The 23,498-nt window shown below is 65.2% G+C and carries 20 protein-coding genes and 1 tRNA gene; 6 read left to right on the top strand and 15 right to left on the bottom strand.

All coding sequences use genetic code 11. From position 1 onward, the window contains the following. Positions 1-47 precede the first annotated feature (47 nt). The 4 genes from RCH10_RS19600 to RCH10_RS19585 all read left to right on the top strand — a co-directional run bounded on the left by RCH10_RS19600 (position 48) and on the right by RCH10_RS19585 (position 1,845). Positions 48-122 (top strand) — tRNA-Arg (locus RCH10_RS19600). Between the two features lie 87 nt (positions 123-209). Further along, positions 210-401 (top strand): hypothetical protein, encoded by a 192-nt coding sequence (locus RCH10_RS19595; protein WP_323495683.1) that lies wholly within the window; start codon positions 210-212, stop codon positions 399-401. Continuing rightward, positions 401-637: a hypothetical protein gene (locus tag RCH10_RS19590; protein WP_323495684.1), complete on the top strand. Its 237-nt coding sequence runs from the start codon at positions 401-403 to the stop codon at positions 635-637. The genes RCH10_RS19595 and RCH10_RS19590 overlap by 1 nt, the downstream gene beginning before the upstream one ends. Before the next feature lie 110 nt (positions 638-747). Continuing rightward, a complete protein-coding gene (locus tag RCH10_RS19585) occupies positions 748-1,845 on the top strand; it encodes an NUDIX domain-containing protein (RefSeq protein ID WP_409053688.1) in 1,098 nt (365 codons plus the stop codon). A gap of 27 nt (positions 1,846-1,872) precedes the next feature. Here RCH10_RS19585 and RCH10_RS19580 read toward each other — a convergent pair whose 3' ends face one another. The 8 genes from RCH10_RS19580 to RCH10_RS19545 are packed head-to-tail and all read right to left on the bottom strand — an operon-like array spanning position 1,873 to position 8,968. Next, positions 1,873-3,165, bottom strand: coding sequence for an MSMEG_0569 family flavin-dependent oxidoreductase (locus tag RCH10_RS19580; protein ID WP_409053687.1), 1,293 nt, complete (start codon positions 3,163-3,165; stop codon positions 1,873-1,875). Positions 3,166-3,183: 18 nt separating this feature from the next. Beyond that, positions 3,184-3,468, bottom strand: a complete 285-nt coding sequence (locus RCH10_RS19575) for an MSMEG_0570 family nitrogen starvation response protein (RefSeq protein ID WP_409053686.1) — start codon at positions 3,466-3,468, stop codon at positions 3,184-3,186. Positions 3,469-3,498: 30 nt separating this feature from the next. Further along, positions 3,499-4,719 (bottom strand): MSMEG_0565 family glycosyltransferase, encoded by a 1,221-nt coding sequence (locus RCH10_RS19570; RefSeq protein WP_409053685.1) that lies wholly within the window; start codon positions 4,717-4,719, stop codon positions 3,499-3,501. After that, on the bottom strand, positions 4,712-5,719 hold the full coding sequence (locus RCH10_RS19565) for a sll0787 family AIR synthase-like protein (RefSeq protein WP_409053684.1): 1,008 nt from the start codon (positions 5,717-5,719) through the stop codon (positions 4,712-4,714). The genes RCH10_RS19570 and RCH10_RS19565 overlap by 8 nt, the downstream gene beginning before the upstream one ends. 7 nt (positions 5,720-5,726) lie before the next feature. Continuing rightward, the gene (locus tag RCH10_RS19560; protein WP_409053683.1) at positions 5,727-6,332 is read right to left on the bottom strand and encodes an MSMEG_0567/Sll0786 family nitrogen starvation N-acetyltransferase; all 606 of its coding nucleotides are present in this window, start codon (positions 6,330-6,332) and stop codon (positions 5,727-5,729) included. A 30-nt stretch (positions 6,333-6,362) separates the two neighbouring features. After that, positions 6,363-7,433 carry an MSMEG_0568 family radical SAM protein gene (locus tag RCH10_RS19555; RefSeq protein ID WP_323495819.1) on the bottom strand — a complete coding sequence of 357 codons (1,071 nt, stop codon included), beginning with the start codon at positions 7,431-7,433 and terminating at the stop codon, positions 6,363-6,365. After that, positions 7,396-8,472: a Nit6803 family nitrilase gene (locus RCH10_RS19550; protein WP_409053682.1), complete on the bottom strand. Its 1,077-nt coding sequence runs from the start codon at positions 8,470-8,472 to the stop codon at positions 7,396-7,398. Before RCH10_RS19550 ends, RCH10_RS19555 begins: the two co-directional genes overlap by 38 nt. Before the next feature lie 13 nt (positions 8,473-8,485). Continuing rightward, entirely contained in the window at positions 8,486-8,968 is a 483-nt protein-coding gene (locus tag RCH10_RS19545) for an MSMEG_0572/Sll0783 family nitrogen starvation response protein (protein ID WP_187053060.1), read from the bottom strand. A 422-nt stretch (positions 8,969-9,390) separates the two neighbouring features. Here RCH10_RS19545 and RCH10_RS19540 point away from each other — a divergent pair, with 422 nt between their 5' ends. Next, entirely contained in the window at positions 9,391-10,791 is a 1,401-nt protein-coding gene (locus tag RCH10_RS19540) for a PLP-dependent aminotransferase family protein (protein ID WP_323495692.1), read from the top strand. A gap of 277 nt (positions 10,792-11,068) precedes the next feature. Here the strand turns inward: RCH10_RS19540 and RCH10_RS19535 are convergent, their stop codons facing one another. Genes RCH10_RS19535 through RCH10_RS19510 form a run of 6 tightly spaced genes read right to left on the bottom strand, consistent with a single transcriptional unit; the run spans position 11,069 to position 15,616 of the window. Continuing rightward, a complete protein-coding gene (locus tag RCH10_RS19535) occupies positions 11,069-11,812 on the bottom strand; it encodes a lysophospholipid acyltransferase family protein (RefSeq protein WP_409053681.1) in 744 nt (247 codons plus the stop codon). Positions 11,813-11,828: 16 nt separating this feature from the next. After that, a complete protein-coding gene (locus tag RCH10_RS19530; RefSeq protein WP_323495694.1) occupies positions 11,829-13,097 on the bottom strand; it encodes a dihydroorotase in 1,269 nt (422 codons plus the stop codon). Then, complete coding sequence (locus RCH10_RS19525) at positions 13,094-14,056, bottom strand: aspartate carbamoyltransferase catalytic subunit (RefSeq protein WP_323500181.1); 963 nt, start codon at positions 14,054-14,056, stop codon at positions 13,094-13,096. Before RCH10_RS19525 ends, RCH10_RS19530 begins: the two co-directional genes overlap by 4 nt. After that, positions 14,056-14,553 (bottom strand): bifunctional pyr operon transcriptional regulator/uracil phosphoribosyltransferase PyrR, encoded by a 498-nt coding sequence (gene pyrR / locus RCH10_RS19520; RefSeq protein WP_409053680.1) that lies wholly within the window; start codon positions 14,551-14,553, stop codon positions 14,056-14,058. Before pyrR ends, RCH10_RS19525 begins: the two co-directional genes overlap by 1 nt. Next, a complete protein-coding gene (gene ruvX, locus RCH10_RS19515) occupies positions 14,550-15,005 on the bottom strand; it encodes a Holliday junction resolvase RuvX (protein ID WP_409053679.1) in 456 nt (151 codons plus the stop codon). Before ruvX ends, pyrR begins: the two co-directional genes overlap by 4 nt. Before the next feature lie 11 nt (positions 15,006-15,016). Further along, positions 15,017-15,616, bottom strand: coding sequence for a YqgE/AlgH family protein (locus RCH10_RS19510; RefSeq protein ID WP_323495697.1), 600 nt, complete (start codon positions 15,614-15,616; stop codon positions 15,017-15,019). Between RCH10_RS19510 and RCH10_RS19505 the strand changes: the two genes are divergently transcribed. Beyond that, positions 15,617-17,110 carry a cryptochrome/photolyase family protein gene (locus RCH10_RS19505; RefSeq protein WP_409053678.1) on the top strand — a complete coding sequence of 498 codons (1,494 nt, stop codon included), beginning with the start codon at positions 15,617-15,619 and terminating at the stop codon, positions 17,108-17,110. Between the two features lie 149 nt (positions 17,111-17,259). Here the strand turns inward: RCH10_RS19505 and RCH10_RS19500 are convergent, their stop codons facing one another. Continuing rightward, positions 17,260-23,460, bottom strand: coding sequence for an Hpt domain-containing protein (locus RCH10_RS19500; protein WP_409053677.1), 6,201 nt, complete (start codon positions 23,458-23,460; stop codon positions 17,260-17,262). Positions 23,461-23,498: the final 38 nt, after the last annotated feature.

The raw sequence follows: 23,498 nt of genomic DNA, 5'->3' as shown, positions 1-23,498 counted from the left end.
GTCGCCGCTGCCCGAAGCCCCGAAACAAGCAAGTTTTCGCGCGCTCAGTCCTCGTAGTTCAATGGATAGAACGGGGTCCTCCTAAGACTCAGATACAGGTTCGATTCCTGTCGAGGGCACCAAGGCCTCGGGCTCGAGATTTGTTTTTGTGTACTTAAGTGTGACCTAGTTCCTCCCGTCAAAAGGATGACGTAGGCACAATTGCTTACATGACACAGCGCGCACAAACCCCTCACGAATGGTGGAAAGACAAGTCCGATTCGACCGAACGGGCTGCTTTCACCCAGTCTTACCGTTCCGGCCAACGCGAGCAGCACGCCGCTGGCTGGCGCCGCAACGTCATGCTCGGGTTCCTGGTTATCGCCATTCCCGTGCTGGTTCGCCTGTTGATCGCAACATGATGTTCAACGTTTCCCCTCGCCCCGAGCGCCTGAGCATCGAGCAGATTCACGGGCTCGCAGACTCACTCCGAAGCGAATCGGCACACGATGGCCGCACGGCAGCTGCCGTCGCCGACGCACTGGAATCGGTCGCCCGCGAACGCGCATGCCGGGCGGCGCGACTGCAGCGCCAGTTCGGCCTGCGAAATTCAGCGTCGGTCCGTCGTGTTGCCGAGTGGGCCGTCACGAACTTCTGAGGAGCTCCACCGCTCGGCCACCACGCGATCCAGCGCGCTGGCTACTTCACCGAACCCGCCCACCGGCGGGTTTTGCTTTTTGCGCTCCGCTCGGGCATTACATTCGAGCGATGCATGATCTCGCCGTCTTCGTCGGCCGCTTCCAACCCTTCCACAAAGGTCACCTCGCCCTGTTGCAGCACGCGCTCTCTGAAGCGCAGCGCTGCATCGTGGTCATCGGCTCGGCCTTTCACGCGCGTTCGCCGCGGCATCCTTTCAGCTGGCAGCAACGTGCCGAGATGATTCGACGCGCTTTGCCTGAAACGGATCGAGAGCGGGTCAGTTTTGTGCCGGTGCGCGATCACCATGAAGACGCGCCGTGGATCGCCGAAGTTCGCCAGGCGATAGCCAGCGCAAACAAGGCGAACACAGCGAAAGCGGCAACGACTTTCACGGCTGGTTCGACGGGCTCGACCGATGCGACCGCCTCCGCGCCGACCGCGGTGCTGCTGGTCGGCCACCGAAAAGACGCGACCACCGCCTATCTCGACTGGTTTCCCGAATGGCAGTTGACGACGCTGTCGGTCGCCTCGACCGCAACAGCCCGTGCGGCGCGCGACGCCTTGTTCGGTGCGAACGACGACGGCCCTCTGCGCGCAATGGTGCCGCTGCCGGCGTTCGACTTCCTGGCAATCTGGCGCAACGAGTCAACCTTCGCCGCGTTGCAAGAAGAGTGGACGATGCTGCGGGACTACCGTGCCACCTGGGCCGCGGCGCCCTGGCCGCCCACGCTGGTCACGGTCGATTGCGTGGTGAAGTGCCGCGACCATGTGTTGCTGATCCGCCGTGGCGAAGCACCAGGCAAAGGTTTGCTCGCCGTGCCGGGCGGCTTCATCGAGCAGCGTGAGACCACGCATCGTTCCGCCCTGCGCGAGCTGGAAGAAGAAACGCACCTCGACGTGCCAGACGCCGACCTGCGCGCCTGCCTGAGGGGCACTGCGGTATTCGACGCCCCCGATCGCAGCGAGCGCGGCCGCACGATCACGCACGCGCACTACTTCGACCTGGGCGATCGCCCTTTGCCGACGGTGCGCGCCGACGACGATGCGGCCTCGGCCAGTTGGACGCCCATCGCTGCGCTCGTGGCGGAAGAGGCCCACTTCATGGACGACCACTTCGCCATGCTGCATCACTTCCTGCAATTCGAGTTGCCTGCGCCTCCCGCCTGAGCCCGCCCTCGCAGGCGCGCCCAACTTTCAGCTCATCGAAGCTAGGCTCTCTTCTCGCGACAGCGCCGAACCTTGCACGTTCTTGCGCCGCCCATCGATCTGCTCTGCGAGGTAGTACGCGTCTCGCGCGACACCTGAGAACCGGCCCGATCCCCAGGTGTGCAGCCACGGCAAGCCGAGGAAATACAACCCCGCCTGATGCGTCACGCCCCGCAGATGCACCGGCTCACCCTTGCCGTTGAACACCGGCGCATCGACCCATGCGAAGTCAGGCAGAAAGCCGATGCACCACACCACGCTGGTGATGTCCGAGGCACGCAGGCTGAGTGTCGTGCGCTCCTCTTTCGGCTCCCACACCGGCACGTAGCGCTCGGGCGGCGGCGCATCGATGCCGTTGGCTTCGATGTATTTGTCGATCGACGCGTTGATGCCGTTGTAGATCTTGTCGGCGTGGTCCAGGTGCTCGCGCAGGTTGGGCTGGAACTGCAGCGCATCGCCTTCCATGCCGGTCAGCAAACCATAGAGCTCCATGCCTTCGTTGGCGAACGCACGCAGGTCGATGTCGCGTCCACCATCACGCCCGGTGAGGTAGTGGTTGGTGTTGTCGCGCACGCCTTCGCGCAACGGATGTGCAGTGACCGGCATGTCGTAGTACTTCATGTCGGCGAGCCAGTCGACCGCGTCCTTGCCGCGATAGAAGCGCGCGCAGCGCGGCGCGTTGCCCGTGGCAAGAAACACCTTGCGGCCGGCCAGATGCAGGTCTTCGGCGATCTGCGAACCCGACTGTCCGCAGCCCACCACCAGCACCGCACCCTCGGGGAATTGCGCGGGGTTACGGTATTGAGCCGAGTGGTATTGCACGATGCCGGCAGGCAGGCGCTCGGCCATGCGCGGGATCACCGGCTTGTGATAGCCGCCCGACGCCACCACCACCTGGTCGGCAGTGAACTGGCCGGCGCTGGTGTCGACCGTGTACCGGTCGGACTCGCCCGCGCGCGACACCTTGTTGACCGTGACGCCTTCCATCGCCGGCGCCTGCACCTGCTCGACGAAACCGGCCAGCCACGCGTTGATCTCGTCCTTGACCATGAAGCCGTGCGGATCGGTACCCTTGTACGGCCAGCCCGGAAGATCGCACTGCCAGTTGGGCGTGACGAGGCAAAACGAGTCCCAGCGCTGCGTCCGCCAGCTGTGCACCAGGCTTCGTTTTTCGATGACCAGATGGTCGATGCCGCGCTGCTGCAAACAGTGGCTGAGCGACAGGCCGGACTGGCCGCCGCCGACGATGACGACGCTGTAATGAGTGGTCTTGGTAAGCATGGTGTTTCTTTTATTCAATCAGTCGAAGGCGATGACGGTCACCTGCGCATCGGGTTGCGCGTCGAACCGGGTTGCGATGTGCTCGATCTCGGCCAGTTGGTCCATTGCCTGCGAACAGGCGAAGCCGTACTTGGCGCGCACGCGCTCCGACGCGATGCCGAGTGCATCGCGCGTGCGCTGCATGAAGTCCGGAAGCGGGTAGCTTTGACCGACGGCGAGGAAGTCCTCGACGACCAGCGACGGCGAGTAGCAGCGCGTCTCGCTGAAGTCGGGCCATCGAACATTGAAGTGCATCACGGGCATACGGATTTCCTTGTGGTGTCGAGCGATTGCTCAACAGGTCGCGGCAGCGCGTTGCATTGCCGACGCCGGCTCGGCGGACAGGCCCTGCCGGTACAACGTCGCGTGTCGCTCGGCACTGGCGGCCCAGCTGAAGCGGGCGATGAGGCGCGCGGCGGAGCGGGCGATCGCAGCCGGGTCGCGGGAGTTCAGCGCGCGATCGATCGCGTCGGCAATCGATGACGGCTGCTCGGGGTCGGCCCACTGGCAATCGGCCTCGGTGAGGTATTCCGTGAAGGGCGCGATGCGCGACACCACCACCGGCGCGCCGCTCGCCAATGCTTCGAGCACGACCAAACCGAACCCCTCGTTGAGCGACGGCATGGCAACGACATCGGCCAAGCGATAGAGACCGGGCATGTCCGCATCGTCGAGCGGACCGGTCAGCACCACCGGCTGGTTGCGGCCGATGCGCAGTCCACTGGCATCGGCCAACGCCTTGAAATCGCGGGTGTAGTGTGCGTGGTCGAGCAAGCTGGCACCGCCTGCGATCACCAGTTGCGCATCGGGCCTGCGCGCGCGCAGCAGCACGAAGGCTTCGAGCAGCCGCAGCGTGTTCTTGCGCGCTTCGACGCCGCCCACCGCCAGCACGACTGGCGCCCCCGTGCGCACGCCGAGCCGACGTGCCAGCGCCGCATCGGTGTCATGTGCGGAGGCGCTGAAGCGCTCGCTGTCGACGCCATTGCTCACCTCGGACGCATCGATGCCGTGCTGGCGCCGCAGGATGTCTTGCCACAACCGGCTCACGCAAAACACCTGGCGCGCACGACGAAAGCCGCGCGCCTGCCAGAACATCAACTGCGGCGACGCAAAGACTTCGAGGTGATGCACCGTCCGCGCGAAGCCATCGATCAGCCCTTCGTCTTGCAGGTTGGCCAGCGCGTTGCCGCCGATCGGGTCGTGCGTGTGCAGCACGTCGAACGGCTTCTTTTCGATCAGCGCAGACAAATGGGTGGTGAAGGCCTCGATGCGGCCACCGACCATCTCGACCATGTCGTGGGGCGTGCCACCGACCGGCACGAGTTGCGTCGCGCATCGCATCGGCCTGAAGAAACGTTGACCCGGCGTCGCGGGTGCCATCACCGTCACATCGTGGCCGGCATCGTGCAAGGCATGCGCCAGCTCGATGGTGTGGACCACGCCGCCGCGCGGGTTCACCGAGTGCGTCAACAGGCCGATGCGAAGCGGCTTCTTAAAGTCGAACGCTTCACGCATGGGCCACCTGCGCGTCGGACTCGGAGTCGGCAGCCTCGCAGATGAACGGGTCGCGCTGCAAGTCCCACAGCTCTTCGTGTTGCGAGCCCTGGCGCAACATGAGCTTGCGTGTGGCGTCGACATCGCCAACGACGGTGGCAGCCAGATCGCGCGCTGCAAAACGCGCGAGCACCGCGTCGACCTTGTCGGGCCGAACGCTGAGCACGAAACCGTAGCTGGGGAACGATGTCAGCCAGCGCAGCAGCGGCACACCGGCAGGCCGCGGAATGGCATCGATGTCGATCGTCGCGCCGACGCCGGAGCATTCGAGCAGCATCAACGCCGTGCCGATGGCGCCGGCCATGCTGATGTCCTTGCCGGCATCGCACAGGCCTTCTTCTGCGAGCAACGGAAGGATTTCGAGATCGCCACGCAAGCGTTCACCGGGCGTCGCGGTCGAGGCGTTCCAGTAGGGGAACGGCTCCTCGTAGGCGCCGCGCAAGTCGATCGCCATCACGAGGCGATCGCCTGGCCGCGCATCGAAACTCGTCAGTAATTTCTTCGCGCGACCAAGGATGGACACGGCCAGCTGGGGACGCTCGCTTCGGTTGTTGCTGTGACCGCCGACGATCGGCACGCCATATTTCGCCGACGCCACCGCCATGCCCTTGAGCATTTCGTCCGCCGGCTGCATGCCCGCACTCCACAGCGCGTTGACGACGGCCGTCGGCCGGCCGCCCATCGCGTAGATGTCGCTCACGTTGACCATCACGCCGCAGTAGCCGGCGAACCACGGCATGCGGGTGATGAAGTCTTCGACCAGGCCCTCGATGGCGAAGAGAAGGTAGCCGCCATTGCCGTCGGGTATTACTGCGCAGTCGTCGCCGATGGGCACTGCTTGCGACAGGTCGGCTGTGCCGCCGGGCAGTGCGCGGCCGAGTGCGGTGACGATGTCGCTGATGTCGCGCTTGTGCGCGAAGCCGCGCGAGTCGCGCAATGCAGCAACGATGGCGTGCAGCATGGGTGCCCTATTCAAGGCTGCTGCCCTCACCCTGGCCTCTCCCAGCTGGAGAGGGAAAAGACGGACGACCCGCGCGGGAGACGAAGCCGCTGACCGGGTCATGGCACGGCGGATAAAAGCGCAAGTCCGGCTGCATCTCCGCATGGGGTCTTCCATGAATCGTCAGCGCGCCCGTCGTACGCCAGTGCAGCTTCTGAAACAGCGCCTCGTTCTGCGACTGCACATGTGCCATGAACGTGTTGCACCCCTGCGCACGTGCACGCGTCACCGCCAGCTTGATCAGCGTCGCGCCCAGATGGCCCTGGTTCCTGAGCGCCGCGTGCACGGCAAGTCGCGAGCCCCACCAAACACCGGGCGATGCTTCATGGATACGCACCGTGCCGACCACCTGATCCGGCATGCCACCGATGCACGACATCGCAACCAGCAACTGCGCGTGCTCATCGATGCCATCACGATCGTCGCCGATGAAGATGCCCTGCTCGATGCAAAACACCGCGCGGCGCAAGGCATGCGCTTCGTCGCGTTCCCAGCGTTGCGCAGCCTCGCGCACGAGGAATTCGACCGGCGCGTAGTGCACCACAGGGTCGACGATGTCATCGATGCAGCTCATGGTGGGCTCCTTCTTTCGAATGGTTTCGAGTCAGGACTCGTACACCGACAGCGAGGAGCAGGCGCCGCATTTTCCGCAGCCGGCCTTGATGTCGCTCGAACGCAGGTTGTGGGCGGCGACGCGCTGGCCCAGCGGCTGGAGGATCGACTTCATGAACTCCGGCGTCGGCGCGGGATGGTCTTCCAACGGGGTGCCACTGATCGGCACGAACGGCACCACGAACGGGTACACGCCCATCGTGAGCAGCGTGTCGCAGATCTCGAGGATGGCTTCGCGCGTGTCGCCGAGCCCGGCCAGGATGTAGGTGCTGACCTGGCCACGCCCGAACACGCCGACCGCTGCCTCGAACGCGCTCATGTAGCGCGAGATCGGCACGCTGGCCTTGCCCGGCATGATCTTCTCGCGCACCGACTGCGTCACCACTTCGAGGTGCATGCCGAGCGTGTCGATGCCAGCCGCCTTCATGCGGTGGAACCACTGGTCGTCGTCCGGCGGTTCGCACTGGCCCTGGATCGGAATGTCGACCGCGGCCTTGATCGCGAATGCGCTCTCGCACAGGATGGCCGCACCGCGGTCGGTCGCGTTGGGCGTGCCAGTCGTCAGCACCATGTGCTTGACGCCGTCGAGCAACACCGCGGCACGCGCCACTTCGGCCAGCTGCTCGGGTGTCTTGCGCGCCACCGTGCGGCCGGCTGCGAGCGACTGCCCGATCGCGCAGAACTTGCAGGTCTTCTTGCGGCTCTCGTAGCGGATGCAGGTCTGCAGCACCGTTGTCGCAAGGACGTCGGAGCCATGCAGCGTCGCGATGTGCGAGTAAGGCACGCCGTCGAAAGTCTGCATCGAATAAAAGCGCGGCTGCTTCGGAAAGCTGATGCTCGCGATGGGAATCGCACCACGCGTGATGGTGCTCATACCCTGCGCGTCGGGTGCCTGCGCGGTGAAGGGCGAGTTCCACGCGGTCGACGTATGCACCGGCACCATGATCGTGTGACCGTCCACCGTGACGGCTTTGTGGTCCGATGGGCCGGCACCGCCGCGGCGGCTGGCCGCGCCGGCCGAAGGATCAACCAGCCGCAACCCGAAGGACTGCAACTCGGTCATCAGTTGCCGGCTCGACGGGGAGGTTGGCGTTGCGGTCGGTGTGGTCATAGGGATGTCCGGTGGAAGAAGAAGAACCGAAAGAACCGTTGGAAAGCTCGGCGGCGGCCGGCATGGCGAAAGTGGTCGTGGCAGGACGCTCGTTGATCGCCAGGCTCAGCAGTTCGGGCCGCGCGTAGTGGCCGACCGAATCCATCATTCGTTTGCGCTTGGTGATCAGCGCCATGTCGAGGTCGGCGATGACCATGCCTTGGCCGTCGGTCAGCGGCGCTGCGAGGTGCTTGCCTTCGGGTGAAACGATGGCCGTATGGCAACCGCCGCGCAGCGCCTTTTGCAAACCGGTGTCGGGCGTGATCGCGACGATCTGTTCATCGGTCAGCCAGCCGGTCGCGTTCACCACGAAGCAACCCGACTCGAGCGCGTGATGGCGGATGGTCACTTCCATCTGCTCCGCGAAGATTGGCCCGACCAACGAGCCGGGGAACTGCGCGCAATGGATTTCTTCGTGCTGCGCCATCAGCGCATAGCGAGCCAACGGGTTGTAGTGCTCCCAGCAGGCCAGCGCGCCGACGCGGCCGACGGCGGTGTCGACCACCTTGAGGCCGGCCGCATCGCCCTGGCCCCAGATCATTCGCTCGTGGTACGTCGGCGTGATCTTGCGGCGCTTGAGCGCGAGCGTGCCGTCGGCGTCGAACACCAGTTGCGTGTTGTAGAGGCTGCCATGGTCACGCTCGTTGACGCCGAGCACCACCACCACGCCGCGCGCCCGCGCCCGCTCCGCCACGGCCAGCGTGACCGGGCCCGGCACCACCACCGACCGCTCCATCAGCCGGATGTGCGCCGGCCCCTGCTGCACCGGTGGCTGCACGAAGGAGAAGTACGGGTAGTACGGCACGAAGGTCTCCGGAAAGACCATCAGCTGCACGCCCTTGCCCGCGGCCTCATCGATCGCCTCGCACACCTTGTTCAGGGTGCCGTCATGGCTCTCGAAGTCGGGCGATATCTGTACCGCTGCGGCGCGGACGATGCGTGGCGATGTCATGGCAGCGCGACTCTTACAGGGTCCAGGTGTCGAGGATGAAGGCGTTGGCCTTGCGGTGCAGCAGCACGATGTCGAGCACGTCGAGCGGGCTGATCGGCACGATGCCCGGAATCAGCGAGCCTTCGCCATGGCCGTACAGGGCCTGCAGCGCGAAGCGGCAGGCGTAGACCTTGCCGCCCTCTTCCATGAACTTGGTGATCTGCTTGTTGAAGTTTTGATGACCGGGGAAAGCCTCGTCGCCCAGCGTCGGGAAGCCGCGCTGCACGCCGAGCGTGACGCCGGGGCCGTACAGCAGGATGGTGGTGTCGAAACCCTTGCGCTTCAGCCGCGTGGCCTGCAGCAGATTGACGAAACCGATCGAGCCTTCGAAGGCGACGGTGTGGAAGGTGACCAGGGCCTTCTCGCCCGGTTCGGCCTTGACGTCTTCGAATACTTTTTCTTCGTAGTCGACAAGGTGATCGCCAGTGACGTTCGGTGCTTTGGTGACTTTGGGCATGGTGTGTTCCGGTTGAAAAGTGGACTGAAAAACGAGAGGGACGATGTGCTGCTCGCCCTTCGAATTCGCACGCTTTGTGCCACTCGAAACCCGTGTGGATGCGATCAACCTGCAATCAATCAATAGCAGTGCGCCATCCGGGACCTCGAAAGAATTTCAGGCGCTCTTTTCAATGGCTGGGTGCGCCCTGCAGACAGCCTTCGAGGCCTCGCCATGCACACCGTTGATGCGCTTTCGATGCGATCAATGCACCCGATCAATGGACTTGAATGCACACGTTCGAGGCATTGATCGCTCGCCACCGCTCCATACGACTCGTTTTGGTCGGCACGGAACCTGCGTCCGCCAATCGCATTCACCGATCGCATCCGATGCGATCAATGGATGCGATCAACTCACCGTGAACCCGCCATGAGCAACACATGACCAAACTCTCGCAGCATTGGCAGCGCAAGCTCGACACGAGCAGCAAGCCCGCCTACCTGTTGCTCGCCGACCTGATTGCCGACGACATCCGTACAGGCCGGCTGACGGCGCGCGACCAGCTCCCCACGCTGCGCGACCTCGCGGTCGATTTGCGGCTCAACTACACGACCGTGGCGCGCGGCTACGCGGAGGCGCGCAAGCGCGGCCTCATCGACTCGCGCTCGGGCACCGGCAGCTTCATACGCGGCAGCAGCCCCGCGCTGCCCTTGCGCGGCGGCAGCGGTGCCGAGATGACGATGAACCTGCCGCCCGAGCCGCAGGACGCCGGCCTGCTCGGACGCATGCACGAGAGCGCCGCTCGCGTGATGGCCGATTCCGACCTGTGGGATCTGCTGCGCTACCAGGACTTCGGCGGCTCCGTGCGCGACCGCGAGGCCGGCATGCAGTGGCTGCGGCCGCGCGTACCCGATTGCCGGCTCGACCAGATGCTGGTGTGCCCCGGCATCCACAGCGTCCTGGCGGCGGTGTTCTCGCAACTCGCACGACCGGGCGAACTGATCTGCGTCGAGGCGCTGACCTATCCGGGCGTGAAGGCGATCTCCACACAACTGGGCATCCAGCTGCATGCACTGCAGCTCGATGAAGAGGGCCCGATGGGCGATGCCTTCGAGCACGCCTGCAAAACGCTCAAGCCCAAGGCGCTCTACGTCAACCCGACCCTCAACAACCCGACCACCGCGACGATCTCTCGCGCGCGTCGCGAAGCGCTGGCCGACATCGCCTTGCGCTACGCCATTCCGATCATCGAAGACGACGCCTACGCGATGATTCCGCGCCAGGTGCCCCCGACCTTCGCCAGCATGGCGCCCGACCTCACCTACTACATCACCGGTTTTTCGAAGACGCTGGGTGCGGGGCTGCGCAACGCCTACGTGCGCTCGCCCAACGCGCGGCAATCGCAACGCCTGGCTGGCGCGCTGCGTGCCACCACCGTCATGGCCTCGCCCATCACCAACGCGCTCGCCACGCTGTGGGTCGAAGATGGCACCGCCGACGAAATGCTGGTCGCGGTGCGCAACGAATCGAACGCGCGCCAGGCGCTGGCGGTCAAGCACCTGGCCGACCACGGGATCAACGGCTCCGATCAACAGACCGAGGGCTTTCATTTGTGGCTGCCGTTGACCTCGGCGTGGAGCACCGTCGAATTCGCTTCGTACCTGCGCAGCCAGAACGTCGGCGTGGTCGCGAGCGCAGCCTTCTCTACCGACGGCGCGCCGCCGGACGCGGTGCGCATCTGCCTCGGCGGGCCGATGTCGCGCGAAGAATGCGATCAGGCATTGCGGCTGGTCGCCGATACGCTGACGCATCCGCTGCATCCGCACGCAACGGTGACCTGAGGTACGGACTCGCGCCCAGCCCTGACCGCCTGTAGGCACACGCCGACGTGCGCGGGATGCGTTATCCGGCAGCAAAGGCCCAGGGCAGACCACTAAGGTCGTGGCTCACCAACACACGGAGACCTTCATGAAAAGCATCATCCTTTGGCTGTGCGGCGTCCCGCTCATCGTCATCATCGGTCTGAAGGTTTTCGGCGTCTTTTGAGATTCGACAGGTTCCTCCTCCCGGCGCCTCACTGGCGTCGTTCCATAGCGCCCTTCGGGGCGCTTTTTTTGGTCAGAACGTTTCGCGACGAAGTTGTTGAACGTCTTCATGCAGCGATCTCGCCCAACTGCGCCGCTCCCGTCCATACGCCGATTGCGGCTCGCCGAACCGGACGATGGCCAGCAACGGCGGTGCCGTCAGCGTGTTCCACAACGAGATGACGAGGTTGTCGTCGTCGATATAGCGCGGCGCCTGGCTGGTCTCGCCGGTGGCGGCATCGGCAAAGCGAATCGCAGCGGGCTGGATCGGCGCATCGGCTGAGATAGCGGCCTGCATCAGGTTGGCATGGAACGGCAACAACCCATGGCCATCGCTGGTCGTGCCCTCGGGAAAGATCGCGATCAGGTCGCCCTTGCGCAACGCGTCGGTCATGTGATGCACCACGCGCAGCGCGTCGCGTCGCCGCTCACGCTCGATATAGAGCGACCCCGCGCCGGTCGACAACATGCCGATGAGCGGCCAATGCCTGACGCCAGCTTTCGAGACGAAGCGCACGTGGCGTGCCGCGTGGATCGCGAGGATGTCGAGCCACGAGAGGTGGTTGCACACCAGCAGCACCGGCCCGCCCGCAGGTGGCGTGCCCTGCACCGTGAGCTGCACTCCCATGAGCGCCAGCATGCGCGTTGCCCACTGCTGCACGGCCGTCTCGCGTTGCGCCGGGGTCATTGCCGGAAACTTGAAGCGGATGGTCCACCAGCCACCGAGCGCATGGCCGACGGCGCGAAGCAATTTCCAGGAAGCGGAGAGTTGACGCATGCGCGAAGTCGGCGCTTCAGCCGTGAACGAGGCGACCGGCGACGAGCGTATGGCGCGCCCGTCCTCGCAGCGCGTAGCCGGCAAACGGTGTGCTCTTGCCATGGCTGCGCAGCGTCTCGGGCTGCACCTGCCATTCGATCTCGGGGTCGATCACACAGACGTCCGCCACACCGCCTGTCGTCAACTGGCCGGCGCCGGCTGCAGTCAGCAGTCGGGCCGGCGCCGATGTCACGACACGCAACGCGCGCATGAGCCCGACACCGCTCTGCTCACCCCATTGCAGCGCCAGCGGCAGCAGCAATTCGAGCCCGGTCGCGCCCGCTTCGCTCTCGGCGAAGGGCAGCGTCTTGGCATCGGCATCGACCGGCGTGTGGTCGGACACCAGCGCATCGATCGTGCCGTCGGCCAGCCCTGCCGACAACGCATCGCGGTCGCGCTGCTGGCGCAGGGGCGGGTTGAGCCGCGCGCGACTGTCGAAGTAGCCGATGTCGGTGTCTATCAGCAGCAGCGAATTGATGCTGACGTCGCAGGTCAGCGGCAGGCCGGCCGCCTTGGCTTCGCGCACCAGTTGCACACCGGCCGCACTAGAGAGCCGGCACAGGTGCACGCGTGCGCCGGTGCTCTTCATGAGTTCGACGATGGTGAAGATCGCGATGGTCTCCGCCGCCACCGGCACGCCGGACAGGCCGAGCCGCGTCGCGAGCGGGCCGCTGGCCGCGACACCCTTGCCGAGGTCGCGGTCTTGCGGGCGCAGCCATACGGTGTAGCCGAAGGTGCTCGCGTAGAGCAACGCGCGCTGCAGCACTTGCGTGTCGGCCAGGGCCACGTCGGCCTGGGTAAAGCCGATGCAGCCGGCTTCGGTCAGCGCGGCCATCTCGGTCAGCACTTCGCCGGCCAGGTTGCGGGTGAGGGCGCCCAGCGGAAACAGGCGTGCGCCGTTTTGTTTGGATGCGCGAAACCGCAGCATCTCGATCAGGCCAGGCTCGTCGAGCACCGGGTCGGTGTCGGGCAGGCAGACCAGGCTGGTCACTCCGCCCGCGACCGCCGCGGCCATCTCGCTTTCGAGCATGCCCTCGTGCTCAAAGCCGGGCTCGCGCAGGCGCGCTGCGAGATCGACCAGGCCCGGCGCCACGATGCAGCCTGCGGCATCTAGGATGCGATCGGCCTTGAAGCCCGAAACGTCGCCGATGCCGAAGACCTTGCCGTCGGCCAACGCGACGTCGGCCCGCTGGTCGAAGCCCGATGCCGGATCGATCACGCGGCCGTTTGTTATGAGGATGTTCATGCTTCATTGCCCGCAACGATGCTCATCACCGCCATGCGTACCGCGATACCGAAAGTGACCTGCGGCAGGATCACGCTCTGCCTGCCGTCGACCACAGCGGAGTCGATTTCGACACCGCGGTTGATCGGCCCCGGGTGCATCACGATGGCGTCCGGCTTGGCCAGCCGAAGCTTCTCCGGCGTGAGCCCGTAGGTCTTGAAGAACTCCTGACTCGACGGCAGCAGCGCGCCGCTCATCCGCTCGTTTTGCAGGCGCAGCATGATCACGACGTCGCAATCCTTGATGCCTTCTTCCAGCGTGTGGCACACGCGCACGCCCATCTGGGCCATGTCGTCGGGCACCAGCGTCCGGGGGCCGACCACCCGCACTTCGGCACAACCCAGCGTGGTGAGGCCGTGAATATCGGAGCGCGCCACGCGCGAGTGCAGAACGTCACCGACGATCGCAACCGTGAGGTTGGTGAAGTCTTTCTTGTAGTGACGGATCGTGTACATGTCGAGCAGCCCCTGCGTCGGATGCGCATGGCGGCCGTCGCCGGCGTTGATCACATGCACATGCGGCGCGACGTGTTGCGCGATGAGGTACGGCGCGCCCGATTCGCCGTGCCGCACCACAAACAGGTCGGCGGCCATCGCGCTCAGGTTGGCGATGGTGTCGAGCAGCGACTCGCCCTTGGTCGCCGACGAGCGCGCGATGTCGAGGTTGATGACGTCGGCGCTCAGCCGCTTGGCCGCGATCTCGAAGGTGGTGCGAGTGCGCGTCGAGTTCTCGAAGAACAGGTTGAACACGCTCTTGCCGCGCAGCAACGGGACCTTCTTGACCTCGCGGTCGCTCACGCTGGTGAAGTTGGCGGCTGTGTCGAGGATGTGCGTAAGGATGCTCTTGGGCAGCCCTTCGATCGACAGCAGATGGATGAGTTCGCCGTTCTTGTTGAGCTGCGGATTGCGTTTGTAGAGCATCAGCGAGTGGCCTCAACTTGCAAGCTGAACACGCCTGATTCGCTGCGTGCCAAAGCCAGGAGTTGGGTGTCCGGCAACGTCAAATGCGTCGCTGCGAAGTCGGCTGCCACCGGCAGTTCACGCCCACCGCGGTCGACCAGCACCGCAAGCCGCACGCAGGCCGGACGCCCGAAGTCGAACAGCTCGTTGAGCACCGCGCGGATGGTGCGGCCGGTGTAGAGCACGTCGTCGAGCAGCAGCACATCGGCACCGTTCACTTCGAACGGCAACGCGGTTTGCGCGCTCGCAGCCAGGCCGCGGCGTGCGAAGTCGTCGCGATGCATGGCCGACGAGATCACGCCGGGGCCGCCGGGCAGGCCCAGGTCTTTTTGCAGCCGCTCCACCAGCCAGGCGCCGCCGGAAGTGATGCCGACCAGCCTCGTCTCGGGCCGCATCAGCTGCTTTACGCCGGATGTGAGCGCGGTGTAGAGCGCCTCGGCGTCGGGGATCGTGTTCAAGAAAGACTCCTCAGGAATTGCTCCAGGATGATGCAGGCGGAGGCGGCATCGGCATCGCGCGCGCCGGACGCGAGCGCCTCGGTCGTGCTGTAGCGCTCGTCGACTTCGTACACCGGCAGCTTGAAGCGTCCGTGCAGTTGGCGTGCGAACTTCTGAGCACGACGCGTGTTCTCGTGCGCTGCGCCATCGGGATGAAATGGCACGCCGATGACAAGTGCATCGGGCTGCCATTCGCGGATGCGGGCTTCGACCTGAACGAAGCGGACATCGCCTTCGGCCTTGATGGTGGCCTGCGGCGACGCGGTCTTGAGCAGGCGATTGCCGGTAGCGACGCCCGTGCGCTTCAAGCCGAAATCGAAGGCCAGGAAGCTCTGAAAATGCGAGGGGACCGGGTCAGCAGAAGGAGCGGAAACGTCACGGGATGAGGCTGTGTTGGCTGGCTCGTTCGACATGACCAAAGCGCTCAGGCGTGACCGGCGTCGGGCGACAGCTTCCAGGCTTCCAGCCCCAGCAACAACAGCGCGCGGTCGTAGCGCTGCTCGATCGGCGTGTCGAAGATGACCGCCGGATCGGCATCGACGGTAAGCCAGCTGTTCTCGGCCAGCTCGGACTCGAGCTGCCCCTGCTCCCAGGCCGCATAACCGAGCGACACCAGCACCTTGCGCGGCCCGGCGCCGGTCGCCAGCGCTTCGAGCACGTCTTTCGACGTCGTCATTTCAAGGCCACCCGGAATCGTCATGGTCGATGCATAGACCGACTCCTCGGGCTTGTCGCCTTCCGCGAACACCGGCTCGTGCAGCACGAAGCCACGTTCGGTCTGCACCGGCCCACCCTGGAAAACCGGCGCCTCACCCAGTTCGGGTCGACTCAGATGCAGCTCGATCTTTTCGAACAGACCCTTCAAATTCATGTCGCTGGGCTTGTTGATCACGAGGCCCAGCGCGCCGCGTTCGCTGTGTTCGCACAGGTAGATCACGCTGCGCCTGAATGCCTTGTCTGCCAGACCGGGCATCGCGATCAGGAAATGATGCGTCAGGTTCATCGGGGCAGAATCAGAAGCCATATGCCTCCCATTTTACTGGCCGTCGACAAAGCCTATCCCAAAGGGCTGATGTGGTTCCGTCGCGATCTGCGCGTGGACGACAACGCAGCGCTCTATCACGCACTGCGCAGCTGCCGGCAGGTGCTGTGCGTGTTCGTGTTCGATCGGGCCATCCTCGACGCCTTGCCGAGCGCCGATCGACGGGTCGAATTCATCCGCGAATCGCTGGTGGAGCTCGATGCGGAGCTGCGTACCCTGGGGAGCGGGCTGATCGTTCGGCATGCGGTCGCGGCCGACGAAATCGCGGCGCTGGCCCACGCACTCGAAGTACAAGCCGTGTTCGCGAATCGCGACGATGAGCCGGCAGCGCTCGAACGTGACGCCAAGGTGTTCGGCGCGCTGGCCAACGCCGGCGTCACGTATCACACCTACAAAGACCAGACCATCTTCGAGCGCGACGAGGTGCTCACCAAGACCGGTCAGTCGTACACCGTGTTCACGCCCTACAAGCGCGCCTGGCTCGCCAAGCTCGAAGCTTTCTATCTGAAGCCGTATCCGGTACGCCACTACGTCGATGCACTGGCACCGCCGCCCGAATCGCATCGTGCCGGCGTACCGACGTTGAAGGCCATCGGCTTCGAGAAGACCAACCTCGCCGAGCTCGAAATCCCCACCGGCACCCAGGGCGGCGCAGCGCTGTTCGACGACTTCTTTCAGCGCATCGACCGCTACGACGCGTCGCGCAACTTTCCGGCGGTGCGCGGCCCGAGCTACCTGAGCGTTCATCTGCGCTTCGGCACGGTGTCGATCCGGCAACTGGCCGGCGTGGCACATCAACTCGCGCTGCAAGGCGACGTCGGGGCCGCGACCTGGCTCAGCGAACTGATCTGGCGCGACTTCTACTTTCAGGTGCTGGCGTTCAACCCGCGCATTGGCGAGGGCAAGAGCTTCAGACCCGAGTACGACAAAATCATCTGGCATCACGGCAAGCATGCCGACGGGCTCTTCGACGCCTGGTGCCAGGGCCGAACCGGCTACCCGTTGATCGACGCGGCCATGGCGCAGATCAACCAGACCGGCTACATGCACAACCGGCTGCGCATGGTGGTGGCGAGCTTTCTGTGCAAGGACCTGGGACTGGACTGGCGTCGCGGTGAGGCCTACTTCGCACTGCACCTGAACGACTTCGAGCTCGCCTCCAACAACGGCGGCTGGCAGTGGGCGAGCTCCAGCGGTTGCGATGCGCAACCTTACTTTCGAATCTTCAATCCGGTCACACAGAGCGAACGCTTCGACCCGGAAGGCAAGTTCATCCGGCGTTATTTGCCTCAGATTTCAAAGCTATCGAACACGTCGATCCACGCGCCATGGAATGCCACGCCAGTGGAGCTCGAAGCCGCCGGCATCGTGCTGGGCGAGGGCTATCCGAAACCCGTCGTCGACCACGCCGAGGCGCGCGAACGCACGCTGCAGCGCTACGGCGTGGTGCGCAGCAAGGCGGTGTCCGCAAGCTGAGCCGGCGCAGCCCGGCGAGGCCGCCTCGCTGTGTGCGGGCGCTTTCCTATGTTGCACGAAAGGTTGCAGTCTCGGTGCCGATTGAAAAGATCGGCTGCACGCGCCAGATCGATCTGGTGAGGACCGGGCTGGCTGCGCTTTAGTACGGTTCAGGCGGGGGCCGCCAGCGCAGGCTCGCTGGTGTAGCTGCGCACCAGTCGCAGCAACTCGTCTTCCGAGTAGGGCTTGCCGAGGTAGTGGTTCACGCCCAGTGTGCGGGCGTGGTCGCGGTGCTTCTCTGCGATGCGCGAGGTGATCATGATGATCGGCAGGTCGGCCAGCGACTCGTCGGCGCGAATGTTGCGCGCCAGGTCGAAACCGTCCATTCGCGGCATCTCGATGTCCGACAGCACGACCGAGGGCCGCTCCTGTTGCAATCGTTCGAGTGCCTGCAGACCATCGGCCGCCAGCGCGACCCGATAGCCTTCGCGTTGCAGCAGGCGCTGCGTCACGCGGCGCACGGTGATCGAGTCGTCGACCACCAGCACCAAAGGCACTTGCGCGGGTGCTTGCGGCAACATGACGACCTGCGCCGTACCGCCTTCGGCCGAGCCCGCCACACGGGCTCCTTCCGCACCGACGCCACCCGCAGCCTGCAACTGCCGTGCCAGCTCGCCATGCACCGCCGCCAGCGCGACCGGGTTGTAGAGCAGCGCGACCGCGCCCGATGTCAGCACCGAGATGCCCGCCATGCCCGGCAACCGCGAGAGTTGCGGGCCAAGGTTCTTGACCACGACTTCCTGGTTGCCCAGCACTTCGTCCACATGCAGCGCCACGCGTTGCGCCGCGCTTCGCACGATGACGATGGTGTTGTGTTTGCCCGGTGCCCGCTCGCTGCGTGCCGACGATTGCAACAACGCACCCGCCCAGTAGAACGGTACCTGCTCGCTGCCGAACGGGTAGCTCTGCGTCAGGTAGGCCGACTCGACGTCGGAACCACCCACGCGCTGCACCAGTTCGACCAGGCTCGACGGCACGCCGATCGACACCGCGCCGGCCCGCATCATCACCACGTGCGTCACCGCGGTGGTGAGCGGCAGCACCAGCTTGAAGCTCGTGCCGGTGCCCGTCGCGGTGCGCGTTTCGATGCGACCGCCGAGCGCGGCGACATTCGCGCGAACCACGTCCATGCCGATGCCCCGGCCCGCCAGTTCCGACACCTGATCGGCCGTGGAGAAACCGGCCTTGAAAATCATCTCGGACGCTTGGTCCACCGAAAGCTGTTGGCCTTCCTCTATCAGGCCGAGTGCGAGGGCGCGAGCGGTGATGCGCTCGTGGTCGAGGCCCGCACCATCGTCCTTGAAGGTGACCGACACGTCGTTGCCTTCATGCTGCAGGTCGATGAGGATCAGGCCGCTGGCATCCTTGCCGGCCTTCTCTCGCACGGCAGCGTCTTCGATGCCGTGGGCCACGCAGTTGCGCAGCAAATGTTCGAACGCCGGCGTCATCCGTTCAAGTACGCCGCGGTCCATCTCGATCGTGCCACCGGTGATGTCGAGGCGCACCTGCTTGCCGGTGTCTTTGGAGGCCTGCCGCACCACGCGATAAAGGCGGTCTGACAGACCCTCGAACTCGACCATGCGCGTGCGCAAGAGTCCGCGTTGCAGCTCGCGGGTTTGCCGTGCCTGCGCGCTCAAGTCGTCTTCCGTCGCCTGCACGGTTTTCTGCAGCGTGCGCTGCACCGTGGCCACGTCGTTGACCGACTCGGCCATCATGCGGGTCAGTTCCTGCACGCGGGTGAAGCGGTCGAACTCGAGCGGATCGAAGCCCTGTTGCGAATCCTTGGCCTGGGCCAAGCGAGACTGCATCTGGCTTTCGGCCTGCACTTCGATGTCACGCAACTGCTGACGCAAGCGGTCCAGGTTGCCGGTCAGGTCGCCGAGCGAACTGCGCAACTGGCCCAGCTCGGCTTCCAGCCGCGAGCGCGTGATGATGACCTCGCCGGCCTGCGCGACCAGACGATCGAGCAGTTGCGTGCGGATGCGAACCTGCTGGGTCGACGAGGCGCGCAACGGCACCAGCGCAGACGGCGTAGGCAGTGCAGCCTTGGTTTTGGCGAGCGCAGGCGTTTCGACCGTATCGACCGTATCGACCGCATCGACCGTATCGACCGCATCGACCGTGTCGATTCCTTCGGAGAACAGATCCGCGCCGGCTTCGTCAGCCGCGTTCGGCAATGGCTCGGCGGGCTTGGCAGCGCTGACCAGCGGCATCGCCGCAGCGGTCGCGGCCTTCTGTGCGATCTCCGCCTGCGTTGCCGCATCGTCCGCGCGCAGGGCATCGAAAGTAGCTTGCAGACCGTCGAAGCGACCCAGCAAACGCTCGACCGATGCGGTATCGGCGCCAGCGCTGCCGACGTACTCGATCTCCGATTCCATGCGGTGCGCGCGCTCGCCCAGGCGCATGGCGCCAGCCAGGCGCGCGCTGCCCTTCAGGGTATGCAGCGTGCGCAGCACCGACGCCCGCGGCGCCGTGTCTTCGGGCCGCTGAGCCCATTCGCGCAGCGCGGTGCCGAGTTGCGGAAGAAGCTCTGCCGCCTCTTCTTCGAAGATGGGGAACAGGTCGACATCGACCGCGTCCGCCAGATCGATCGCGTCTTCCGAATCCTCCATCGCGACGTTGGGCACATGGGCTGCTGAGTCGGCTTCGGTCGAGGCCGAGAAGCCGGAGGGGCGATCGGCGTGCTCTGCGGGAGCGAAGACCTGTTCGACCCTGGCCTCCACAGGCTCTACCGGCATCAGCGACTCAGCCACTTCGCGCAGGGCCTTGACGGTTTCATCGGCAGGCTCTTTCAGGAAGCCAGCAGCGAATTGATGGAGCAGGCGCCGGAGCTCTTCGGCCGCAGCGACCAGCACCGCGCCTTGTGCCTCGGTGCCGCTGCCTTGCATGTGCAGATGCTGCAACGCCGCTTCGAACAGGCGAGCCATGCCGGACAGGCTCTGAAAGCCGACGGTGGCCGAACTGCCCGCGAGCGAATGCGCCAATCCGATGGTCGAGTCGGCCACTTGCGTGTGCGGCTCCATCGCCCACTCGCCAACCTGGTTGGCGAGCTGGCGGGACCATTCGTCGGCTTCGTTCAGATAGACGTTGTAGAGCGCGATGCCGATGCGCAGCGGGCCGATCGCCTTGACCGCATCGTCGGCGCCCGAGGCATTGGCCGCATCGATATAGACGGAAGGCGGCACGATCTCAGGCAGCACCTCCGGCGCTTCGACCTTCGCCACGGGCTGGACGACCGGCTCGACTGGCAGCGCCATGGAGGGCTCGCCGGCCGACTTGAGCAACGGCTCGTCGGACGGCCCGGACAGCAATGGACTGAACACGGGTTCGACGCCGCGCTCGAATTCCGCTGTCGATGATTCGCCGAACTCGCGGGGTGCCGAGAAAGCCGTCGTTTCGCGGCTCGGCTCCAACGGCGACTGAGCGGTCGCGAAGAAATCGATCTCGTCGTTGCCGAGGAGGAAAGCCGGGTCGGCAACGCGATCGCGATCGCGCTCTGGCGCCGGATCGAACTGCGTCGGCTTGGCGTCGAAATCGAGAAAGTCGGTCGATGCGAAGTCGTCGTCGGAGTGGTCGAGCCGCGGTGCAGCAGGACGATCTTCGGCGGCGTCCTTGGCTTCTTTGCCAGCTTCCTCGGCAGACGCAGGCTTCGAGAAATCGAACTCCGGCGGCGCGTCGTAGGCCGTTGTGAGGAAGTCGAGATCCGGCAATTCCGGCATCAATGCGTCGGGCTCGCTCGGCGTTGCTGTCGCTGCAGCCGGCGGCTCGGCAGCGATCTGTCGCGCCGCAATAGCCAGCGCATCGGCGTCGGCCGCACGCGTCGGCATTGCCGCGATCGGCTCGCCCGACCGCAGCGCCTCGGCCATTGTCCGGAAAGGAACAGCTTGCCAGTTGTGCGGTTCGCCGGAGGCAACGGCCTCGACCCACTTCGCGAAATCCTGCAGCGCCCTGCCGGTGCCTTCGATCAATTCCGGCGTTTCGGCGCGCTGGTCTGCGAGCCAGGTGTTCAGCACCTGCTCGAAGGCCCACGCGGCTTCACCGAAGTCCATCAACCCGACCATGCGCGAGCTGCCCTTGAGCGTATGGAACGCACGGCGCAGCACGGTCAGTTCTCCGCCTTCGGCCGCGTCGCGGCGCAATGCAGACACCGCGGCCAGCCCGTTGTGCAGCACTTCGCGCGCCTCGTCCAGAAAGATGTTTTGCAGGTCTTCTTCTTCGAGCTCGGTGACCTCGGTGTCGGGCATCGAATGTTCGAGCGGCGCCGGTCCGGTGATCTTCGAGGTCCAGCTGTCGGTGGCGCGGCTGAACTCTTCGAGCGGGGAAACTTTCTTGCGGCTCGGCGCTGCGAGTGCAGCCAGTTTGGCCGCAATTTGTGCGTCCACTTCTTCCACGCTGAGCTTGGCGTCGTACGCGGCTTTGGCGGCGACCGGCGCTGCAGGAAGCGTTACAGAGGGCGCTGGCGAATGCGACGAAACGTCGTGCAACACGGGCGCAGCAGCAGGCGCGATCGACACCGGCACCAGCGCTTCGGGCACCGAGTCGGTCCCTTGCCGGCCCATCAACGGCTTCAGCTCGCCGGTTGCCGCGTCGAACACGAACAAACGCTTTGCCAGCGCCGGCTGGTAGCCCAGCATGTCGATCAGAAAACCGAGCGCGCCAAGGTTGTTGCCGAGCGAATCGAAGCTGCGCGTCTCTTCGGCCGACGATTCTTCGATGGTCGAATCGCGGGCCATCAGGTTGTCGACGTTGTCCCGCATGCGCTGCACGGTTTGCGCAGCCTGGTCGAGCCCGAGCACCGAGAAGACACCGCGCATTTGCAGCAGCTGGCTCGGCACGGTGCGCAACGAACTCTTGTCGCCCGGCCGACGGAAAAACTGGTCGAGCGATTTCTCAAGCTCGCTCAAATGGGAGCGCAACTCATCGACCACGGTGCCCATGGTCTGCCGATCGCTCACGCGTCGGTAGAGTTCTTCCATCCACGGTTCGAGCGGCTCCGAATGGCCGCCTTCACGAGCACGGTCGATGCGACCCGCGAGCTGCACAGTGCGCGCGGTCAGTTGCCGATCATGCGGGTCGAGGTCTTCGAAAGCCGCTTCCAGGTACAGCACCGAGGTCGCGACTTCCATGGCGAGTTCGGTGGCCGGTGGCTGCCCGGCGCGGAGCGAATCTTCGACTGCGTTGTTCAGCGCCTGCACCATCGGTGCACTGGGCGGATGCAGCTTGCCGAGCGACTCTCCCAACTGCGCGAAGGTGTCTGCCACCTGCCGCATGCGGGTCATGTCGCCACCCGACAGGGCCGACCACATTTCCTTGGCGGCCTCGATGCGTTTGCGCGCCTGCACCAACACCAGCGGATCAAAACGACCGAACTGTTCGACGGTGTAGTCGACGTGTTGCTCGGCTTCGAGGCCCCAGGCCGCACGCACGGCGCGCAAGGTCAGGGCTTCGTCGCGGGCGGTGGGCACGGCCTGTCCACAGAAGAACAGCAGGTCTTGCCCGAGTCGGTCCGACACGGTGTTGTCACCACGGGCGAGCGTGGCGTACTGCAGCAGCACACGCGAGGCGGCGCGCTTGACGTACACATCGGCGGGCATCAAGGCCAGGGAAAGCGATTCGAAGAATGCGGCGGCCAACGTCCAGAAACTTCGAACGCGAGAAATGGTGGCGCCGCGCGCGAGCCCGAGGCACAGCGCACTCAAGCGACGCGCAGCAGCGTCGTCGCCGGTCTTGACGACCTTGAGCACTTCGCGGTCGAGCTTGGATCGCACCGCCGGGTCGTAAACCAGCGTGGGCTGCCGGTCAGATGCCTCGATGTCGACCCAGCGAAACGGCAGGCTCCAGAGGTCGGCCGGATGAACACGTTCATTGCCCACCAATTCGAGCACGTCGCGATACTGCGGAAACAGCGCGATCGGCGACACCGTCTTGCCCGACAACATGGCACTCAGAAAGTCGGTGACAGCAAAACCGGCCTTGTCGATTTTTTGTACCGCGGCTTCGTTGCAGCGCATCGGCTCCGCGACGAAGCTCTGCACGGCGAACTCCATCGCGCCCAGCACCAGCGCCGGCGCGGCATGACCGACCATCTGCAACGCGCCCACGGCTTGATGCAGTTGCTGACGCGCGAGCCGCAGCGGCCCGGCATCGAGCTCGGGCACCGTGCCCGATTCGCGCGAGAAACGGCGCAGCGATTTGCTGACGCCGTCGATCGATTTCTGGATTTCACCCAAGACCCAGGCCAGCGGTCCAAGGTCTTCGGTGGCCGGCGCGTTGCCGGCGACATGAGCGGTGGCGGGGCTTAGGGTCGACACGATGTTTTCTCGGCGTGTATTTTTTTAACGGGCGTCGG

This window comes from Variovorax sp. GrIS 2.14 (assembly GCF_046115955.1).
Taxonomy (GTDB): domain Bacteria; phylum Pseudomonadota; class Gammaproteobacteria; order Burkholderiales; family Burkholderiaceae_C; genus Variovorax.
Note: the sequence above shows the minus strand (reverse complement) of the source record. Positions and strands in the feature narration are given on the sequence as shown.

Excerpts from the sequence above, each read along its gene's own strand:
- RCH10_RS19530 (WP_323495694.1), bottom strand. The coding sequence starts at position 13,097 with ATGAACATCCTCATAACAAACGGCCGCGTGATCGATCCGGCATCGGGC.
- RCH10_RS19550 (WP_409053682.1), bottom strand. The coding sequence starts at position 8,472 with ATGACATCGCCACGCATCGTCCGCGCCGCAGCGGTACAGATATCGCCC.
- RCH10_RS19570 (WP_409053685.1), bottom strand. The coding sequence starts at position 4,719 with ATGCGTGAAGCGTTCGACTTTAAGAAGCCGCTTCGCATCGGCCTGTTG.
- RCH10_RS19575 (WP_409053686.1), bottom strand. The coding sequence starts at position 3,468 with ATGCCCGTGATGCACTTCAATGTTCGATGGCCCGACTTCAGCGAGACG.
- RCH10_RS19545 (WP_187053060.1), bottom strand. The coding sequence starts at position 8,968 with ATGCCCAAAGTCACCAAAGCACCGAACGTCACTGGCGATCACCTTGTC.
- RCH10_RS19535 (WP_409053681.1), bottom strand. The coding sequence starts at position 11,812 with ATGCGTCAACTCTCCGCTTCCTGGAAATTGCTTCGCGCCGTCGGCCAT.
- RCH10_RS19540 (WP_323495692.1), top strand. The coding sequence starts at position 9,391 with ATGACCAAACTCTCGCAGCATTGGCAGCGCAAGCTCGACACGAGCAGC.
- RCH10_RS19510 (WP_323495697.1), bottom strand. The coding sequence starts at position 15,616 with ATGGCTTCTGATTCTGCCCCGATGAACCTGACGCATCATTTCCTGATC.
- RCH10_RS19560 (WP_409053683.1), bottom strand. The coding sequence starts at position 6,332 with ATGAGCTGCATCGATGACATCGTCGACCCTGTGGTGCACTACGCGCCG.
- RCH10_RS19525 (WP_323500181.1), bottom strand. The coding sequence starts at position 14,056 with ATGCTCTACAAACGCAATCCGCAGCTCAACAAGAACGGCGAACTCATC.
- ruvX (WP_409053679.1), bottom strand. The coding sequence starts at position 15,005 with ATGTCGAACGAGCCAGCCAACACAGCCTCATCCCGTGACGTTTCCGCT.
- RCH10_RS19555 (WP_323495819.1), bottom strand. The coding sequence starts at position 7,433 with ATGACCGAGTTGCAGTCCTTCGGGTTGCGGCTGGTTGATCCTTCGGCC.
- RCH10_RS19505 (WP_409053678.1), top strand. The coding sequence starts at position 15,617 with ATGCCTCCCATTTTACTGGCCGTCGACAAAGCCTATCCCAAAGGGCTG.
- RCH10_RS19590 (WP_323495684.1), top strand. The coding sequence starts at position 401 with ATGTTCAACGTTTCCCCTCGCCCCGAGCGCCTGAGCATCGAGCAGATT.
- RCH10_RS19565 (WP_409053684.1), bottom strand. The coding sequence starts at position 5,719 with ATGCTGCACGCCATCGTTGCTGCATTGCGCGACTCGCGCGGCTTCGCG.
- RCH10_RS19585 (WP_409053688.1), top strand. The coding sequence starts at position 748 with ATGCATGATCTCGCCGTCTTCGTCGGCCGCTTCCAACCCTTCCACAAA.
- RCH10_RS19580 (WP_409053687.1), bottom strand. The coding sequence starts at position 3,165 with ATGCTTACCAAGACCACTCATTACAGCGTCGTCATCGTCGGCGGCGGC.
- RCH10_RS19595 (WP_323495683.1), top strand. The coding sequence starts at position 210 with ATGACACAGCGCGCACAAACCCCTCACGAATGGTGGAAAGACAAGTCC.